The sequence below is a fragment of the Corallococcus sp. AB018 genome (assembly GCF_003986945.1).
Lineage (GTDB): Bacteria > Myxococcota > Myxococcia > Myxococcales > Myxococcaceae > Corallococcus > Corallococcus exiguus.
This window is the reverse complement of record NZ_RAWR01000058.1, coordinates 1-15,451: the sequence shown is the minus strand read 5'-3', so window position 1 is coordinate 15,451 and position 15,451 is coordinate 1. Positions and strand designations below refer to the sequence as shown.

The 15,451-nt window shown below is 70.7% G+C and carries 14 protein-coding genes and 2 tRNA genes; 3 read left to right on the top strand and 13 right to left on the bottom strand.

Features of this window, described 5'->3' with window-relative positions:
- Positions 1-11: 11 nt before the first annotated feature.
- The 10 genes from D7Y11_RS14530 to D7Y11_RS14485 all read right to left on the bottom strand — a co-directional run bounded on the left by D7Y11_RS14530 (position 12) and on the right by D7Y11_RS14485 (position 10,260).
- The gene (locus D7Y11_RS14530; protein ID WP_126933996.1) at positions 12-2,270 is read right to left on the bottom strand and encodes a glycosyltransferase; all 2,259 of its coding nucleotides are present in this window, start codon (positions 2,268-2,270) and stop codon (positions 12-14) included.
- Positions 2,271-2,379: 109 nt separating this feature from the next.
- Positions 2,380-3,801 carry a glycosyltransferase family 2 protein gene (locus D7Y11_RS14525; RefSeq protein WP_126933995.1) on the bottom strand — a complete coding sequence of 474 codons (1,422 nt, stop codon included), beginning with the start codon at positions 3,799-3,801 and terminating at the stop codon, positions 2,380-2,382.
- Positions 3,798-4,595: a glycosyltransferase family 2 protein gene (locus tag D7Y11_RS14520; RefSeq protein ID WP_233607290.1), complete on the bottom strand. Its 798-nt coding sequence runs from the start codon at positions 4,593-4,595 to the stop codon at positions 3,798-3,800. The genes D7Y11_RS14525 and D7Y11_RS14520 overlap by 4 nt, the downstream gene beginning before the upstream one ends.
- Before the next feature lie 50 nt (positions 4,596-4,645).
- Positions 4,646-5,956, bottom strand: coding sequence for an ABC transporter ATP-binding protein (locus D7Y11_RS14515; RefSeq protein ID WP_126933993.1), 1,311 nt, complete (start codon positions 5,954-5,956; stop codon positions 4,646-4,648).
- Positions 5,953-6,732: an ABC transporter permease gene (locus D7Y11_RS14510; RefSeq protein ID WP_121752067.1), complete on the bottom strand. Its 780-nt coding sequence runs from the start codon at positions 6,730-6,732 to the stop codon at positions 5,953-5,955. The genes D7Y11_RS14515 and D7Y11_RS14510 overlap by 4 nt, the downstream gene beginning before the upstream one ends.
- A 155-nt stretch (positions 6,733-6,887) precedes the next feature.
- Positions 6,888-6,962, bottom strand: a tRNA-Gly gene (locus tag D7Y11_RS14505).
- Between the two features lie 30 nt (positions 6,963-6,992).
- Positions 6,993-7,067: transfer RNA gene (locus D7Y11_RS14500), tRNA-Gly, on the bottom strand.
- A gap of 85 nt (positions 7,068-7,152) precedes the next feature.
- Positions 7,153-7,842, bottom strand: a complete 690-nt coding sequence (gene pgsA / locus D7Y11_RS14495; protein WP_126933992.1) for a CDP-diacylglycerol--glycerol-3-phosphate 3-phosphatidyltransferase — start codon at positions 7,840-7,842, stop codon at positions 7,153-7,155.
- 11 nt (positions 7,843-7,853) lie between these two features.
- On the bottom strand, positions 7,854-9,614 hold the full coding sequence (locus D7Y11_RS14490; protein WP_126933991.1) for a tetratricopeptide repeat protein: 1,761 nt from the start codon (positions 9,612-9,614) through the stop codon (positions 7,854-7,856).
- The gene (locus D7Y11_RS14485) at positions 9,571-10,260 is read right to left on the bottom strand and encodes a transglycosylase SLT domain-containing protein (protein WP_120576663.1); all 690 of its coding nucleotides are present in this window, start codon (positions 10,258-10,260) and stop codon (positions 9,571-9,573) included. The genes D7Y11_RS14490 and D7Y11_RS14485 overlap by 44 nt, the downstream gene beginning before the upstream one ends.
- A gap of 89 nt (positions 10,261-10,349) precedes the next feature.
- Between D7Y11_RS14485 and nadB the strand changes: the two genes are divergently transcribed.
- The 3 genes from nadB to D7Y11_RS14470 are packed head-to-tail and all read left to right on the top strand — an operon-like array spanning position 10,350 to position 13,312.
- Positions 10,350-11,936 (top strand): L-aspartate oxidase, encoded by a 1,587-nt coding sequence (gene nadB / locus D7Y11_RS14480; protein ID WP_120576662.1) that lies wholly within the window; start codon positions 10,350-10,352, stop codon positions 11,934-11,936.
- Between the two features lie 6 nt (positions 11,937-11,942).
- Entirely contained in the window at positions 11,943-12,707 is a 765-nt protein-coding gene (locus D7Y11_RS14475; protein WP_199745892.1) for a rhomboid family intramembrane serine protease, read from the top strand.
- A gap of 2 nt (positions 12,708-12,709) precedes the next feature.
- On the top strand, positions 12,710-13,312 hold the full coding sequence (locus D7Y11_RS14470; protein ID WP_120581551.1) for a TIGR00730 family Rossman fold protein: 603 nt from the start codon (positions 12,710-12,712) through the stop codon (positions 13,310-13,312).
- A gap of 17 nt (positions 13,313-13,329) precedes the next feature.
- Here the strand turns inward: D7Y11_RS14470 and D7Y11_RS14465 are convergent, their stop codons facing one another.
- The 3 genes from D7Y11_RS14465 to D7Y11_RS14455 form a co-directional block, all read right to left on the bottom strand.
- Complete coding sequence (locus D7Y11_RS14465) at positions 13,330-13,959, bottom strand: hypothetical protein (protein ID WP_120581550.1); 630 nt, start codon at positions 13,957-13,959, stop codon at positions 13,330-13,332.
- The gene (gene pyrE, locus D7Y11_RS14460; RefSeq protein ID WP_126933990.1) at positions 13,956-14,531 is read right to left on the bottom strand and encodes an orotate phosphoribosyltransferase; all 576 of its coding nucleotides are present in this window, start codon (positions 14,529-14,531) and stop codon (positions 13,956-13,958) included. The genes D7Y11_RS14465 and pyrE overlap by 4 nt, the downstream gene beginning before the upstream one ends.
- Positions 14,532-14,534: 3 nt before the next feature.
- Positions 14,535-15,451 (bottom strand): ParB/RepB/Spo0J family partition protein (locus tag D7Y11_RS14455; RefSeq protein WP_233607289.1); only part of this gene is annotated, 917 nt, incomplete at its 5' end.

Here is a 15,451-nt window from a genome sequence, read left to right as displayed (position 1 = left end):
GCTGTTCATTTCTACGGTGTCTGGAGAAAGCGGAGGCGCGGATGTCCGGTGGGGTCGGTCCGTCCCGCACGGACCCACGCTTCATGGAGCCGGTCGGCGTCGTGGGTGGCCTCGGGTGCGTCGTCCTGGGAACGGGTGCGCACGAGTCGCGCATGGGGAGCATAGAGGACGCGCAGCCCGGCTTCGCTCGCGCGCAGGCACAGGTCCACGCCGCGGGCCTCGTCGGAGGTGAAGGCCGCGTCCCAACCTCCGAGCGACTCCAGGACCTCGCGGCGGATCATCGCGCAGGCGCTGGAGACGGCGCGCACGTCCCGTGGCCAATGCGAGCCGCCGAATGCGCCGAGCGTGGGATCGAACAGCCCCGCGAAGGGACGCAGCACCCTGCCCTTCGCGTCGAAGCGCAGCCCGGCCTCCAGCACCAGGCCCCAGGGAGAGACGATGCGCGCGCCCACCACGCCGACGCCGGGACGCGAGGCCTGCGACGCGAGCTCCCGCAGCCACCCCGGTCCGGTCGGAAGCGTGCCTGCCTCCAGGACGAGGATGAGTTCGCCCCGGGCCTCGCGCAGCAACTGGTTCGCCACGGCGCCCGGAGTCGCGGCCGCGTCGACCTGGACGCGGATGGCGTTGCCGGTGGAGAAAGCTGCTGGAGACGAAACAGGGACGCGGACCTCCACGTCCAGGTCGTCCGTGAAGGCGAGGAGCGCCGTGAGCTCGGACTCGGTGGGCGCTTCCGACAGCAGCACGGACACCCGGGGACGGCCCACGAGCGGGTGACGGATCCGGTACAGCCCTGGCGAGACCGTCTCCGCCGAGCCACCCTCCCCCATGCGCGCCAGATGCTCCGCCACGGCCCTGCGTCCCGCTTCGGAGGCCGCGGGCTTCGCACTGGCGTCCGTGGCCGTGGAGCCGGGCAGCGTCCTCCAGTGGTAGAGCACGCGGGGGATGTGCTCGAAGCGTCGTGTGCGCTCCATCAGACGCAGCAGCAGGTCGTGGTCCTGCGCCCCTTCGAAGCCCGGACGGATGCCTCCCACCTCGCGCAGCAGCGATGCGCGCACCACTAGGAAGTGGCACACGTAGTTCACCGCGCGCAGCAACTCCGGAGACAGAGAGGGCTTCAGGTAGGGCGCGAAGCGCAGCCCCTGCGCGTCCACCTTGTCCTCGTCCGAGTAGACGACGTCCGCGTCCGGCGCTTCACCCAGCCGCAGCGCGACCTCGGCCAGCGCGTGCGGCGCCAGCAGGTCGTCGTGGTCGAGGAAGCCCACGTAGTCGCCGGTGGCCAGGGCCAGCGCGGCGTTGGTCGCGCGGGCGATGCCCTGGTTCGACTCCAGCCGCTCGAAGCGGATCCGCGCGTCGCCGGCCGCGGCCTCTCGCAGCGTGTCCGCCACCGCCGCCGAGCGTGAGCCGTCGTCGACGATGCACAGTTCCCAGTGCGGATACACCTGCGCGCGCACGGACGCGACGCATGCGCGGAGGACGTCCACCGGCGTCTCCCAGGCGGGCGTGACCAGACTGATCAGCGGCCGGCGCTCCAGCCGGGCCAGCGCGGCGGTCGCGTCGCGGACCTCGTGGGCTTCTCGCTCCAGGGCGTCGCGCGTGTACCCGACCGGCGCGGGCAAAAGCACGGCCGGACGGGCCACGCCCAGGAGGCGCCGCAACAGGCGGACGGTCGCGTGATTGAAGGCGACCTGCCGCCGCCACAGCTCGCGCCACAAAGGCAGGCCCACCGCGCCGGCCTCCTGCGCCAGCACGTCGCAGCGGGCCTCCAGCGCGTCCAGTGCCTCAGCGGCACCTTCGGTCCGGAGGGGCCATCCAGGTCTGGACAGCAGGGCCACGACCGCGAGGTTCCAGGCCCGCTGCGCCTCCAGCCCGGGCACGGAGGGAAGCCACCGGCCCACCAAGCCCACGGGCCGCGGATCCGCGAGTCGCCCAAGCTCCTCGCGGGCCAGCTCCGGCAGTGTCCGCTCCGGCTGACGGATCAACGCTCTCAGCCGCAGGTCGAAGCGCAGCTGGCGGTCCAGCACCCAGCGCTGCAAGGGCGAAAGCCCCCGCGTCCCAAAACGTTTGGCGGCGGTGATGACCGGGCCCCAGCGCGCGCGGTGCGACCGCGGCACGTCGAAGCCCAACACCTCGACGAAGATATCGCGCGGCGGATGCGCCCGGCCGCCGGGAGGTCCCGATGTGGCCTGCGCGGAGGAAGAAGTCTTCCGGTCGGCCGAGTCCAACGTCGCGACCTGCGCGGCGGAGAACGGCTTCCGGTCGGCCGACTCCAACGTCGCGGGCTCCTCGGCGAAAGATGACTTCCGATCGGATGGGCCCAACGTCGCTGCCTCAACGCCTGGCGTGCTCCGCGAGCCGTCACTGTCGGCGGTGCCCATCGTCTCAGCGCCCGCTGCCGGATTTGAGCCGGTTCGCCAGGGCCTTGAGCGTGCCGTGGACCCAGGGGATGCCGTGGACGCGGGCATTCAGCATGTCCACCACCCGGTGGCGGAACTCCCTGGCCTGGAGCGTCTCTTCGCGGATCCGTGCCACGACATCCACCCAGGCATCCAGGGGGCGCACCAGCCAGGTCCCCGGAGCCACGGCGACGGCCGGCGGCTCGCGCGGACCGCGTACCTCGCACGAGGCGATGCCGCCCAGGAACACCGGAGGAAACAGCGCCCCCATCCGCGCGGGCAGGTCCCCGAGTCCCGACTCCATCGCCACCGGGAAGGGCCCGATGCGACTCCGGTCGATCACCATCGCGTGGACGAGCTCCGGGTGGATCACCAGGTGCTCCACCTCCAGCCGCTCACCCAGCGGGAACGGCACCTTCGCGCGCACGTACGGCGGGGTCCCCTCACCGGACGCCCACTCGGTGCGGAACGCCCGCGCCAACGCCCAGGCCTCGCGGCCCGTCTGGAGCGCGCGCACCAACTCCACGAAGTGACGCGGGTACACCACGCACCGCGCATCCACGAACGCCAGATACTGTCCCCGGGCCTCGCGCACGGCCTCCGCGTACAGGGCTCCCGAGGGCGCGCGCACGGTGCGAGCCTGGAACGACCCCAGCCTGCCGTAGCGCTCCAGCGCAGCCTCCGCGGCGGACAGGTCCACGCCCTCGGGCGCAGCGAGCAGCAACTCCAGCGGCTGCTGCTCCTGACAGGCCAGCGCGAAGAGGGCCTCGTCGAGCGCCGCGTCCTGCGTCCCCGGCTCCACCGTGACGACGACACTGAGCAGCCCCGCCACCGGCGCGCGCACGGGCCCGTCCGGCACCGCGACGTAGAGCCCCTCCTCCACCTGCGTGGACGGCGACAGCTGGGCCAGTAACGCCCGCAGCGCCTGCGCGGTGTCCTCGGCCAGCGCCGTGCCTCCGGACGCGCACGGCACCACCTCACGGTGCGCCACGCGGTAGCCGACCTCGGCCAGCAGCCGCAGCATCCGCTGTTCGGAGAGCCCCGCGCGCACCGGCGCCTCGCCCGTCAGCGCGCCCATCAGCGCCCGCGCTGAACCGGCGTTGCGCAGGCTGAACACCAACTCCGCCCCCGGTGCCTCGCGCCGCAGCGCCTCCAGCCCCTCCTCCAGCACCCGCTCGACCGCGTCGCCCTCCAGCACCACGAGCGTCGGCGCGGGTCCCTTGCCCCGCTTCCACTCCGGCCCGGGCAGCTCCCGCACGGAGCCGCCCCGAGCCCGCAGGGCCTCCGCCAGCGCTGGCGACGCGCCCACCAGGCACACCGCCACGCCCGCGTGCGCACGCGACAGCACCAGCTCCATCCACCGCGCGGACGCGGCGGACGGAGGCGCCTCTTCGGATAGAGCGTTCACCAGCGCCTCCGAGCGAACTCCAGATGGTGCCTGAAGTCCGCGATGCCCGCGAGCCGCCGCCCGGGCTTGAGGATGTCGGGCGTCTGGAATGGCTCGCCGCCCAGCTGCGCGTACTCCCGCAGGCGGGCGTTCGTGAAGGCCGCGTCACCGTACTTCGCCCCGAGCAGGGCCGCGCTGCGGCGGACCATCCGCTCGCGCACCGGGCTCTCTTCCCGGGTGACGGTGTAGTGGTGCACCAGCGCGGAGGGCGCCACCCGGATGGACAGCCCGGAGGCCCTCGCCCGCCACGACAGGTCCACGTCCTCGCAGTACATGAAGAAGCGCTCGTCGAAGCCACCCACCGTCGCGTGCAGCTTCTTCGTCACCAGCAGCACGCAGCCGCTGCACCAGGGCGTCTCGCCCGTCGCAGGATGGTACGGCTTGGGGTGCTCGTCCGGGAACAACCGGGCCTCCACCAGCCCCGTGTCCGCCCGCTGATCCGCCACTCGCGCCAGCTCCCGCACGCAGTCCGGATGCAGGAGTCCATCCGGGTTCACGCAGACGTAGTACCGCGCCCCACCCGAGCCGAAGGCCTCCGTCATCAACCGGTTGTGCGCGGCCCCGAAGCCCAGGTTCCTCCCGGCGTGCCGGTAGTCCGCTTCAGCGTCCAGCCGCGCCACCCGCGCGCGCAGCGTGTCGTCCGGCGAGTTGTCCATCCAGACGACCCGGAACGCGGGCGCACCCGGGGCTTCGCGGTTCCACCGGAGCGACTCCCACAGTCGCTCCAGCTCCCGCTCCGGGTTCCGGTAAAGCACGATGCCCAGCCAGATGCCCGGCCCTCCCCCATTCGCCGAAGCAGGGCCGCTCACGAGCCGACGTCTCGCACTGGCGCCACGCGAGCCGCGGCGCCCTCCACGATCCACCGGTGCGGAGGCCGCGTCAGGCCTCCGTCCCGCACGCTGGAGCGCACCTCGAAGGAGCACACCGCCTCGCGCTTCTCGAGCACCTGCCCCGCCCGGTCGCGCACCACCACCGTGAACGCGTAGCGCCCCGCGGTGAGGCCCAGCCGGTCCACCACGAAGCGCACCGTCCCGCTACCGGCCGCCGCCGCGCAGAAAGGCACCTCCTCCGCGAACGTGTCCGTGGCGTGCACCAGCACTCCGTCCGCCCGGGAGAGCTCCAGCCCCAGGCCCAGCTCCGGCGCGGGCGTGCGCGCGGTGTACGCCACGCTCAGCTCCAGGCCGTCCTCGGTGTCCACGAACTCCACCGCCGCGCCGTCCCGGCCCAGCAGCCGCACCGCGTCCACGGTGAGCGGAGACGGGTCGGCCTGGGGCGCCGCCAGCGACGGCAGCGCACCGCCGTCCGACGCCAGCGCGGGCGCCTCCATGGACATGCCGCGCTCCTCCGCCAGCGCCACCGCGCGACGGTAGCTGCGGATGACGTCCGCGGGCGGACCGAACTCGCGGATGCGCCCGGCGTCGATCCACGCGCCCAGGTCGCACCAACGCTCCAGCGTCCCCAGGTCGTGGGTGACGATGACGATGGTCTTCCCGGCCCGCTTGAACTCCGTCATCTTCGCCAGGCTCTTCTTGCCGAAGTGCTCGTCACCGACGGCGAGGATCTCGTCGATGATGAGGATGTCCGGATCCACGTGCGTGGCCACGGAGAACGCCAGGCGCATGTACATGCCGCTGGAGTAGGTGCGCACCGGCTCGTCGATGAAGTCGCCCAGCTCGCTGAAGGAGATGATCTCCTCCATGCGCGCCTTCACCTCCGCGCGCGACATCCCCAGGATGATGCCGTTGATGAGGATGTTCTCCCGGCCGGAGAAGTCCGGGTGGAAGCCCGCGCCCAGGTCCAACAGCGCGCTGATGCGCCCGTTGATGTCGATGGTGCCCGTGGTCGGCGTGTAGATGCCGGAGATGAGCTTGAGCAGCGTGCTCTTGCCGGAGCCGTTGCGCCCGATGATGCCCACCGTCTTGCCGCGGGGCACCACCAGGTCAATGCCCCGGAGCGCTTCGATCATGGACTTGCCGTCCGTGTCGCGCTGGCCACGCAGGAGGCGGATGAGCTCCGACTTGATGGTGGTGTACTCGCGCCGGATGGTGCTCTTCCGGAAGCTCTTCACCACGTTGCGGAGCACGATGGCGTCCGGAGACGCGATGGCGCTGGTCATATGAACTCCGCGAAGTCCTCGCGACGGCGCTCGAAGATGCCGGCCGCGATCCACAACAGCGCCAGGGAGATGCCCATCCACATCAGGAGCGGGCCGGGCTGCGGCAGCTGGTGTTCGTAGAAGATGGACTGGTACGACGTCACCATCACCGCCATGGGGTTGAGCAGCACGATCGGCCCCCGGGCCACCTCCGGCAGCGAGTCCACCCGGTAGAACACCGGCGTGACGAAGAACCACATCGTCAGCAGGTTGGCGATGATCTGCTGCAGGTCCCGGAACGTCACGTTGAGCGCGGACACGATGTAGACCAGCGCCACCGTCATGCACAGCTGGGTGAGCAGCACCACCGGGAACGCCACCACGTGCCAGCTGGGCACGTAGCCCAGCAGCAGCCCCAGCGCGACCATCAGCGGCAGGGACAGCACGTAGTTGCACAGGTTGGTCACCACCACCGTGGCCGGCAGCACCTGCGCGGGGAAGCGCACCTTGGTGAGCAGGTCGCGCCGATCACTGATGGCGCTGGCCCCCGTCCCCAGGGACGTGGAGAACCAGATCCACGGGAGCAGACCGATGAAGACGAAGAACGTGTACCCGGGGATCTTCTGCCGCATGTAGACGGTGAAGAGCAGCGAGTAGACGCCCATCTGGAGCATCGGGTTGAGGAACGTCCAGAAGAAGCCGAGCACCGAGTTCCGGTACCGCGCCTTCAGCTCGCGCTGGGTCAGGCTGAGCAGGAGGCCCCGGTACTGGTAGAGCTCACGGAGGTTGCGAAGCATGCGGCGCCATCCATACCTCATGCCCCCGGAAGGTGTCAGGCATGGGACTCCGGCCATCCGCGCGAAAGCCCGTCTGGCCGGCAGCCCTCGCGCGCCCTCGGAGAGGCCATCTTGGAAAAGAAAAAGGCCCCCTGGTTTCCCAGAGGGCCTTTGATTGGAGCGGGAAAAGGGATTTGAACCCTCGACCCTCGCCTTGGCAAGGCGATGCTCTACCGCTGAGCTATTCCCGCATCAGGTACTACGGTGCTGCGTGCTTCGTTTGGAGCGGGAAAAGGGATTTGAACCCTCGACCCTCGCCTTGGCAAGGCGATGCTCTACCGCTGAGCTATTCCCGCATCAGGTACCGCCGTGTTGCTCGCCACCCGCCGGTCGGTGCCGCGCCGGAGGTGGGGTGCGATATACAGAGGCCCTTCGGACACGTCAAACACTTTTCGCATCCGGATCCGCGCTGCCCCGGCGGGCGAGCATGTTGAGGAACGCGCGGAAGTAGACGACCGCGCTCCACACGGAGAACGCACCCGACAGGTACACCAGCACCTTGCCCACCTGGTTGTAGTCCACCGTGACGACGCGGAAGCCCACGTCCAGCGGGTGCACGTAGTGGACGCACAGGGAGATGATCCCCACCAGCTGGAGGGACGTCTTCCACTTCCCCTCCTGCCCCGCGGCGATGACCATGCCTTCACTGGCGGCGATGGTGCGCAGGCCGGTGACGATGAACTCGCGGGCCAGCAGCACGATGACGACCCAGGCGGCGATGCGGCCCAGGCGCACCATCATCACCAGGGCGGCCATGGCGATGAGCTTGTCCGCCAGCGGATCCATGAACTTGCCGACGACGGTGATGAGGTTCCAGCGGCGCGCCAGGTAGCCGTCAATCACGTCGGTGATGGCGGCCACGGCGAACACCAGGCCGGCCAGCAGCGAGTGCAGGGGGTCCGCGTCGTAGGTGAGCCAGACGAACACGGGGATGAGGAGGATGCGCCCCAGCGTCAGCATGTTGGGCAGGTTCCAGAACTCCTGCACCAGGATGCTGGGACGGCGGGACGCGCGGCGGCGGGCCCGCTCCTCGCGCTTGCGCTGCTTCCTGAGGGCTCGCTCGGTGGCCATGGGCGCGCGTTCTACCGGACCCCGAGTGCGATGAGGGCAAATCCTTCACCGCCCAGCTCCACCGCCGCCTTCAGTGTCTCCCCGGCAGCGGATGTCACGAGCGGCACCACGCGGGGCGTGAGGTTGCCCACCCAGCCCACCAGGTGCGTGAGGGGCACCGTCACCGGCTGGTCCATGGCCACCGGCACCGAGCGCAGCGGGCCCGTCAGGCTGAGCAGCACCCGCCCCTGCCCGCGCAGGTGCACCAGGTCCAGGTCCTGGGCCAGGTCCGACGGCACGCGGCCGTTCTCGAAGACGACGGGCTCCTCGAAGGCGAAGACGCACGCATCGCGCAGGTAGACGGACTCGTCGTCCAGGGAGACAGCCACCCACTGCCGCCCGGACACGGGCTCCAGGTGCAGCGTCCCCTGCCCCCGGGCGCGCACCATGGACTGGTCGCCCTCGCCAAAGGGCTTGTCGGTGGCCCGGCCCCGGAAGCGCTTCATCTCCGGCTCGAAGGTGACCTGGCCGCGCACGGCGATCAGCCCCTCCAGGCGCGTGAGCAGCTCGCCATCCACCGCGAGCGCCATCGCGGACGCACCTTGGGTGAAGGGCTGGCCCGGCGCCGCGCCCGGCAGCGCCACCGAGGGCACCCACGCGGTGAGCACCGGCGGACTCACGCCCGTTCCGGCATCAGGCGAGGAAGGCGGTTCGGCGGAGTGGGTCACCTGAAGCGACCCGATGGACCGGGTCAGCTGGATCGGCTCGGAAGGCCGGGGCTCCGGGGGCTGCTCGCTCGTGGCCAGCGCTGCGAAGGTCTCCGCGAAGGCGTCGACGGGCTCCGACTCCAGGTCGGACGCGAGGACGGGCGGCTCCTCGGAGACCTCGATCTCCTCCGACACCGGCGTGGGGGGCAGCTCGTCGGCGACCTCGACGTCGTCACCGGAGGTGTCCGCGTCCGTGGTGGCGGCGAGCTCCGCGTCTTCGTCAAAGAGGCTCTCGCCCGCGGCCAGGCTGGGGTCCTCGTCCTCCTGGACCTGGGTCGCGGCTCCCGAGGTGAAGGCGTGGTCATCCGTGGGAGCAGGAGGGCCCTCGTCCTCCGCGAAGCGCATGTCGTCGTCCGGCGGCTTCGCGGCGACCTGGGGCGGCGGCGCGGCGGCGGTGCGAGGACTGCGCGGCGCCTCATCCAGACCGAACTGGGCACCCCAGTCACTCTCGCCGGAGGCGGACGCAGGCGGCGCGGCGGTCTCCTCTTCCTCCTCGCGCGGACGGGCCGGCATGGGGGCGGCGGGCGGACGGCTGTAGACCTCCCCCGCGATGGCGCGCGACATCTTCTCCGCCATGGCGTCGCTGCCGGACAGGAGGAAGTGCTCGCGCGCGCGGCCGTACTCGCCCATCTGGGCGAAGGTCAGGCCCAGGTAGTTGTGGGCCTTCTTGTGGTCCGGGGCCAGGTCGGTGGCGGTCTCGAATTCACGCGCCGCGCGCTGGAGCGCGTTCGTCTTCAAGTAGACGAGCCCCAGGTTCACGCGCAGCGTCGGGTCCACCGGGTTGTCCCGTACGAGCATCTCGTACAGGTCGGCGGCGCGATCGAAGAGGCCCAGCTTGAAATACGTCAGGCCCAGGAGGTTCTGGGCCTTCTCATGGCGCGGCTGGAGCTGGTGCGCACGCTCCAGGAAGTCCTTCGCTTCGGTGACCTTGCCGGCGCCCAGCAGCTCGCTCCCGCGATGGAGCTGCTGCAGGAACTCCTCGTCATCGGGGCCCGGCGGCTTCGTCCCCTTCGTGCGCGTCGTCATTCTCGGGTGTGGGCTCACGGCTGCTGGCCTCGGCCTGGGCGAGCCGCTCGCGCTCCTTGTAGTGTTGGTAGAGCTGGAGGACCTTGCGCACGTAATCCTGCGTCTCGGCGTACGGCGGCACCTGGCCTCCGTACTTCTTCACCGCGTCCGGCCCAGCGTTGTACGCGGCGACCATCTTCACCATGTCGCCGTCGAACATGTTGGCCAGGACGCGCAGGTAGCGCACGCCGCCCTCGATGTTTTCCTTCGAGTCGAAGATGTCCTTCACGTACATATCCGACGCGGTGCCCGGCATGAGCTGCATCAACCCGCTGGCGCCCTTGTGGCTGAGCGCGTTCGGGTTGAAGTTGCTCTCCGTGTGCATGATGGCGCGCACCAGCGCGGGCGGGATGCGGTAGCGCAGCGCCGCGGTGGTGATGTGCGGATCCAACTCCGTGGGCGTCCGCGAGCGGCCCCGCACGGGAGCGGACTTGGCCGGCGCGGGCGTGAAGGTCCCGGACAGCTTGCGGGCCTTGCGCGCGCCTCCGGGAGGCACGTTCGTGTAGACGATGGTGCCGTCCTTCTCCACGTAGCTGTAGATGCCGTCCGAGGCGGCGGCCGGCAGGGCGGCGGTCAACAGGACGACGAGGGCGGTCAGGACACGCATGGCGGCGGTGCGAAACCTTAGACAACACCCGGAAAGTCCTCAAGAAAACGCCTTGTTTCCAGCACTTACCGCCATTAAGCCTGTTGGCCATGCCCCATCGGTTCGATTTCCTGGTCATGGGCGGCGGCGTGGCCGGACTGTCGTTCGCCCTGCAGGCGGCCCGGCACGGCACGGTCGCCGTGCTCACCAAGCGCGAGCGCGGCGAAGGCAACACCGCCTACGCCCAGGGGGGCATCGCCGGTGTGCTCTCCCCCACGGACACCTTCGATTCGCACATCGAGGACACGCTCGTGGCGGGCGCGGGCCTGTGCCACCGCGACGCGGTGGAGGTGACGGTGCGGGAGGGGCCCGCGCGCCTCAAGGAGCTGGTGGCGCTGGGCGCTGCGTTCGATCAGCGCGGCGGCGAGTTCGACCTCACGCGCGAAGGTGGCCATTCCGCCCGCCGGATCATCCACGCGGGTGACATCACCGGCCGCGAGGTGCAGCGCGCGCTGCTGGCCGCGTGCGACGCGCAGCCCAACATCACCTTCTTCCAGAACACGGCCGCCATCGACCTCATCCTGGACCGGCGTCCGCACACCCCGGCCGGCAGCCGGTGCCTGGGCACGTACGCGCTGATGGAGGACGGCTCCATCGAGCGCTTCCTCTCCAAGGTCACGGTGCTGGCCACGGGTGGCGCGGGCAAGGTGTACCTCTACACGTCCAACCCGGACGTCGCGACGGGCGACGGCGTGGCCATGGCGTACCGCGCGGGCGCGCGCGTGGCGAACATGGAGTTCTACCAGTTCCACCCCACGTGCCTCTTCCACCCGGAGGCCAAGAGCTTCCTGATCAGCGAAGCGCTGCGCGGCGAGGGCGGCAAGCTGCGGCTCAAGGGCGGCCAGACGTTCATGGACCGCTACCACCCCATGCGGGACCTGGCCCCGCGTGACGTGGTGGCGCGCGCCATCGACGCAGAGCTCAAGCGCACGGGCAATGACTGCGTCTACCTGGACATGACGCACCTGGGCCGCGCGTACCTCACCGAGCGCTTCCCCAACATCTACGCCACCTGCAAGGCCTTCAACATCGACATGGCGGTGCAGCCCATCCCCGTGGTGCCCGCGGCCCACTACCAGTGCGGCGGCGTGGTGACGGACCTGCACGGGCGCACCAACATCCCGGGCCTCTACGCCATCGGCGAGGTGTCCTGCACCGGCCTGCACGGCGCGAACCGGCTCGCCTCCAACTCGCTGCTGGAGGGCCTGGTGTACGGCCACCGCGCGGTGCAGGTGGCGGCGGAGGAGCTGTCCTCGCTGACGCTGCCGAAGGAGGACCCGCCGGCCTGGGACTCCGGCAGCGCGGTGGACTCCGACGAGAGCGTGGTCGTCACCCACAACTGGGATGAGATCCGCCGGCTGATGTGGAACTACGTGGGCATCGTCCGCACGGACAAGCGGCTGATGCGCGCGCGGCGGCGGCTGGAGCTCTTGCGCGAGGAGATCCGCGACTACTACTGGCGCTTCAAGGTCACCCGCGACGTCATCGAACTGCGCAACATCGCGGAGGTGGCGCACCTCATCGTGGACTGCGCCAGCCGCCGCAAGGAGAGCCGGGGCCTGCACTACACCCTGGACTACCCCCACACGGACGAGCACCAGGGCACGCGCGACACCATCCTTTCGCGGGAGCTGTGAGAACCCATGTCCCGTCCGCGCCGCATGCTGGATGACCTCCCCGGCCCCTCCGGGCTGGGAGATGAGCAGGACAACGCGCCACGTGGACAGGGCGGGGACGGACCGCCCCCGGGCCCCCAGCAGCCCCGGCCCGCGCTGCGCACGCCCTACGTCAGCTTCGCCATCATCGCGGGCGCGGTGGGGATGTTCGTCCTCAGTCGGTCCCTGGGCCGGCCGCTGATCATCGACGGGACGAACTACGGCATCGTGGGGCCGCTGGCGCTCTACGGGCCATGGGTCCAGGCGGGCGAGTACTGGCGCCTGCTCGGCATGGTGTTCGAGCACGGCGGCGCGATGCACCTGCTCTTCAACATGCTCGCCGTCTATTCGCTGGGCGCGTCGCTGGAGCGCGGCATCGGAAGCCTGAGGTTCCTGGGGCTGTCGCTCGTCACCGCGCTGGGCGGCTCCGCGTTCGCGCTCTTCTTCAACTTCGACATCGTGACGGTGGGCGCGTCAGGAATGATCCTCGGCTGGGGCGGCGCGATGCTGCCCATCCTCAACCAGCAGGGCCGCCGGGATCACATGTTCTGGCTCGTGCAGGTGGCGGTCATCAGCCTGCTGCCCGGGGTGAGCTGGGCGGGGCACCTGGGCGGCTTCATCTTCGGCCTGCCGTGCGGCATGGCGCTGCGCATGGGCCCGAAGGTCTACTCGCGCGCCATCCCCGTCCTGCTGTTCATCGCCGCGGCGCTGGCCGTGGTCGCCGCCCATCCCGGGCGCCTTGGAGGCCTTTGACGATGGCTGAACCCACCGTGCGCAGCGTCTGCGTCTTCTGTGGCTCGCGCTCCGGCGTGCGCGCCGAGTACCGCGAGGCCGCTTCCAGGATGGGGGCCGCGCTGGCGAAGCGGGGCCTGACGCTCGTCTACGGCGGCGCCAGCGTGGGGTTGATGGGCGCGGTGGCGGACGCGGTCATCGCCAACGGCGGCAAGACCGTGGGCGTGCTCCCCCACTTCATGGACGCGAAGGAGCTGGCCCACCCGCGGCTGACGGAGCTGCACCGGGTGGACTCCATGCACTCGCGCAAGGCGATGATGGCCGAGCGCTCGGACGCCTTCGTCGCCCTGCCCGGCGGCTTCGGCACGCTGGACGAACTCTTCGAAATCGTCACCTGGGCGCAGCTGGGCCTGCACCGGAAGCCCATGGGCCTGCTGGACGTGGACGGCTTCTTCCAGCCGCTGCTCGCGATGGCGAAGCAGATGGTGGAGGCGGGCTTCGTCCCGGAGACGCAGGGCGTGCCCTTCGCGGTGAATGCCTCGCCGGACGCGCTCCTGGACCGCCTGCTCGCGGGGCCCACGATGCCGCTCACGTCGAAGTGGCTGAAGGACGGCCAGCAGACCTGAAGGCCATCCCGCCGCGTTCAGCGCGCGTGGACCTTCAGCTCCGCGTTCCCCAGCGACGAGGCGACGCGGAGCATCACCTGCTCGGTGCCCTCGGGGATGACGGGCTGGCCGTCGGTGAAGGTCTTGGGGAAGCGCACGCGGTAGCCCACCCAGAAGAGGCTGGCGTAGGGGTAGTAGGCGCGCACGTTGAGGTCCGCCCGGCCCAGGCGGCGGATCTCCATGGGCGTGATTTCGCCCGCGGGCGTCACCAGCGCGATCCGCCAGATGCTGTTGCGGTGGGCGAAGTCGTCGTAGCGGTAGTCGTTGACGTGCACCGCCAGGAAGAACTCGTGGAACTTCGCCGCGTCGGCCAGTTCCTCCGCCAGCAGCTGCTCCACCTTCGCCGCAGGCAGCGTCTGGAAGATGGCGCGGCGGTGGATGCGGGCCTCGCGGAACGCAGGCGTCTGGAACGTGGCCCCCGCGAAGACGCGCGTGTCGAAGCCGTCGTAGATCTCCTTGCGGTCCGAGTACCGGTCCAACACCGCCATGTAGGCGGACTCCTGCTTCGGGTCATCCAGCGTGGGCGCGGGCTCTCCGACGATGGGGGGCGAGGTGGAGCAGCCGCCCAGCACGCCCAGCAGCACCGCGGCCAACAGCAGCCTTCTCACGGGATGAAGTCCTTGCGCGTGAACAGCGTGGTGAGGCGGTGGCCGGCGGACTCCACGGCCTCGCGTCCGCCCTCCAGCCGATCCACCAGCGCGAAGGCGCCCAGCACCGTCAGGCCCTCCAGCTTCGCGCGCTCAATCGCCTTGATCGTGGACGCGCCCGTCGTCACCACGTCCTCCACGATGGCCACCGGTGCGCCGGGGCTCAGCGCGGACAGGCCTTCAATCCACTGGCCGGTGCCGTGGCCCTTGGGCTCCTTGCGCACGATGAACGCGTGCAGGGGCTTCTGGCCGCCGCCCTCCAGGAAGCTGGTCAGGCTCACCGCGGACGCGAGCGGATCCGCGCCCAGCGTCAGCCCGCCCGCGGCGACCGCCGACGGAGCGTCGCGCCGGATGGCCTCCAGGAACAGCCGGCCGATGAGGTAGTGGCCCTCGGCGAGCAGCGCCGTGCGCTTGCAGTCGATGTAGAAGTCCGACTCCTTGCCGGAGGAGAGCACCACGCGCCTGCGCTCGAAGGAGCGCTGCGTGAGCACCTCCAGGAGCCGGGCGCGGTCGCGTTCGAGCGTTTCCGCCATGGCCTACAGACCCTCCAGGTACGCCACCAGCTGCGCCGAGTAGCGCAGCTGCATCAGCAGCTCCGCCTTGCGCGATTCGTCCAGCGCGGCGAACACGTCCGCGAGCAGCGACAGGTCCTGATTGAGGGCGCCCATGCGCTGCGCGACGTCCACCGCCAGCTCGTCCGCGTCGATCTCCTCCTCGACGCCCTCCGGAGCCAGCGTCTCCTCGGTGGCGAGCGCCTTCTCCAGCATGTCGCGCACCGGCGCCGTCAGCCGGCCTTCGGCCTCCAGCGACTCGCGCTTGGCCTCCAGCACGTCGTGCTCCACCGGCGAGGCGTGGATGGCCTCCGCCAGGGACAACAGGAGCGCGTCCTCGTCGGACAGCTCCTCGTGCACGCGCACCTGGAGCTGGTCGCGCTTGAGGAAGCGCAGCGCCGCCACGCGCCGGAAGCCGCAGATGAGCTGGTAGCGCTCCTCGCCGCGCGGGCGCACGTCCACCGGGAACAGCTGGCCCAGTCGCGCCAGGTCCGTGGCCAGCTCGGACACGTCGCCCTCGTCCCGCAGGCGGAAGGTGGTGTCCTCCTCCAGTCGCTCCAGCGGCAGCACCATCGCCGTCACCTGTCCCATCACGCGCGGCTCGATGGCCTGCGCGTGGGGCTCCCCATCCGAAGTCGCCGCGCCGTCGTTGGCGCTGTGTTCCGAACCGTCTCCGGAGCCCATGGAGCCCGCGTCCTCCTGGCTCGCACGGCTCGCCACGTCCCAGATGCCGGCGCTCAGCAGCGCGTCATCCGCGCCCGACACCGGACCGGAGGGCGGCTCCGCCACCACGTCCTTCGCCTCCCCGCCACCGTCGCTGCCCGTGCCGGAGGCGTCCTGGACGCTCTCGCCCGAGGGCAGCTCCACGTAGCGGCCAGGGCCCGAAGAGGCCTCCGCGTCCG

Bases quoted from the DNA above. Each gene is read 5' to 3' on its own strand.
- D7Y11_RS14515 (WP_126933993.1), bottom strand. From the start codon at position 5,956: ATGACCAGCGCCATCGCGTCTCCGGACGCCATCGTGCTCCGCAACGTG.
- D7Y11_RS14510 (WP_121752067.1), bottom strand. From the start codon at position 6,732: ATGCTTCGCAACCTCCGTGAGCTCTACCAGTACCGGGGCCTCCTGCTC.
- pgsA (WP_126933992.1), bottom strand. From the start codon at position 7,842: ATGGCCACCGAGCGAGCCCTCAGGAAGCAGCGCAAGCGCGAGGAGCGG.
- D7Y11_RS14490 (WP_126933991.1), bottom strand. From the start codon at position 9,614: ATGACGACGCGCACGAAGGGGACGAAGCCGCCGGGCCCCGATGACGAG.
- D7Y11_RS14485 (WP_120576663.1), bottom strand. From the start codon at position 10,260: ATGCGTGTCCTGACCGCCCTCGTCGTCCTGTTGACCGCCGCCCTGCCG.
- nadB (WP_120576662.1), top strand. From the start codon at position 10,350: ATGCCCCATCGGTTCGATTTCCTGGTCATGGGCGGCGGCGTGGCCGGA.
- D7Y11_RS14475 (WP_199745892.1), top strand. From the start codon at position 11,943: ATGTCCCGTCCGCGCCGCATGCTGGATGACCTCCCCGGCCCCTCCGGG.
- D7Y11_RS14470 (WP_120581551.1), top strand. From the start codon at position 12,710: ATGGCTGAACCCACCGTGCGCAGCGTCTGCGTCTTCTGTGGCTCGCGC.
- pyrE (WP_126933990.1), bottom strand. From the start codon at position 14,531: ATGGCGGAAACGCTCGAACGCGACCGCGCCCGGCTCCTGGAGGTGCTC.